At 69.0% G+C, this 1,807-nt stretch carries 2 protein-coding genes; one reads left to right on the top strand and one right to left on the bottom strand.

Annotated features, from left to right (window positions below):
- Positions 1 to 391: Gfo/Idh/MocA family oxidoreductase (locus tag VF584_13660; GenBank protein HEX8211216.1), on the bottom strand; the 391-nt coding region annotated here is incomplete at its 3' end.
- A 135-nt stretch (positions 392 to 526) separates the two neighbouring features.
- Between VF584_13660 and VF584_13655 the strand changes: the two genes are divergently transcribed.
- A partial coding sequence (locus VF584_13655; GenBank protein ID HEX8211215.1) for an ABC transporter substrate-binding protein occupies positions 527 to 1,807 on the top strand: 1,281 nt, incomplete at its 3' end.

Genomic DNA, 1,807 nt, shown 5'->3' with positions numbered 1-1,807 from the left:
CCGGGCGGAAGCGGTGCTGCAGACACACGCCGCAGCGGACGCCCGCGGCCTCGGCGGCCGCTGCCAGCGCCTCGCCGCGCGCGACGGTCAGCTCGATCGGCTTCTCGACCAGGATGTGCTTTCCGGCGGCGATGGCGGCGTGCGCGACGGGCAGATGCGCACCAGGCGGGGTGAGCACGAGCACGAGGTCCAGCCCTGGCGCCGCCAGCAGCGCCGCCTGCTCCGCGAAAACTGGCGCATCCCAGCGCGCCGTGAAGTCATCCCGCCGGGTAGCGGAGGGCGCGTGGCCTCCGATGATCCGGACCCGCCCCGACTCCTCCAGCTCCCGCAGGCTCATCATGTGCGGTGCCGTGGCCATGCCGAGGCCGATGAGGCCCACCCCGATCGGCATTCCCTTCACTTTCTCCCCGGGTGCTTCTTCCCGCTTCACAGGCGCAGTCGCCGCGACCTATCGTTCCGAGACGCAGGCTTGTCCCACGTATTCAACGATCCGGCGGAAATGTCGGACGGCCCCGAGGAAATGTCCATGACCGTGATGTCCCTCTCCCGCCGCGATCTCGCGCGGCTGCTCGGCGCCTCCGCGGCGTTGCTCCCCCTGCTGCACGGCGGGCGGGCGCTGGCCCAGGCGCGGCGCGACACGTTGGTGATCGGCATCGACATCAGCGACACCATCACCTTGGACCCCGTTCGACAAGCGCAGTACACGCCGCCGCTGACATTGGCCGCTTGCTACGACAGCCTCCTGACGCTGGAGCCGGACGACCTGATAAACCCCAAGCCTTCCCTCGCCACGCGATGGGAGCGGCGGCCAGGCGGTGACGGCTGGCGTTTTACGCTCCGCCAGGGCGTCAAGTTCGCCTCCGGCGCCACCATGACGGCGGAGGACGTGAAGTTCTCCTTCGACCGCCTGATCAACATGAAGGAGCAAACGCAGCAATACATCAAGGCGGTGGACCGGGTGGAGGTGGTGGACGCCAACACCGTGGATTTCATCCTGAACGCGCCCAACGCACCGATTCTGCCCATCCTGTGCAACCCGGGATGCTCGGTGCTCGAGAAGGCGGTGCTGCTGCAGCATGGCGCCGTGCAGGGCGCGGAGGCGAAGGACCGGGACAAGGCGACGGAGTGGCTGAACGGCAACTCCGCCGGCACCGGCCCCTACCGCTTGGTGCGCTGGGAGCGGAACGGCCAGATCCTGCTGCAGCGGAACCCGAACCACTGGCGCGGCGCGCCCGCCTTCGAGCGGGTCGTGATCCGCCACCTCTCCGACAGCGCGGCGCAGTTGCTGGCCGTGCGCCGCGGCGACGTGCACGCGGCCTTCAACCTTATCCCCGAGCAGATCGCAACGTTGCGCGGTGACGTCAACGTCCGTGTGGACCGGCTGCCTAGCCTCGATTTCGTGTACATGGCGCTGACCGGGAACCCGGCTGCCAACCCGGCACTGGCGAAGAAGGAGGCACGGCAGGCAATCGGCCACGCCATCGACTACGACGGCATCCTGGGCAACCTCCTCGGCGGTGCCGCGCTCCGCCCGGCGCACTTCCTGCCGATCGGCGTCAACGGCAGCACGGAGCAGATCGCGCGCGAGGTGGGCTTTAGGCAGGATCTGGACAAGGCGCGGCAGCTGCTGCAGGCCGCCGGCGTGCCGGACGGGTTCGAGATGGAGATCGCCTATGGCCAGGCGGCGGTCGCCGGCATCTCCTATCAGGTGCTGGGGCAGAAGCTGCAGTCGGACCTGGCGCGCGTGGGCATCCGCGCGCGGCTGAACCCGATGGACCAAGTGAACCTCCGCACCGTCTACACCCAA

It is taken from the genome of Longimicrobium sp., assembly GCA_036389135.1.
Taxonomy (GTDB): Bacteria; Gemmatimonadota; Gemmatimonadetes; order Longimicrobiales; family Longimicrobiaceae; genus Longimicrobium.
Note: the sequence above shows the minus strand (reverse complement) of the source record. Positions and strands in the feature narration are given on the sequence as shown.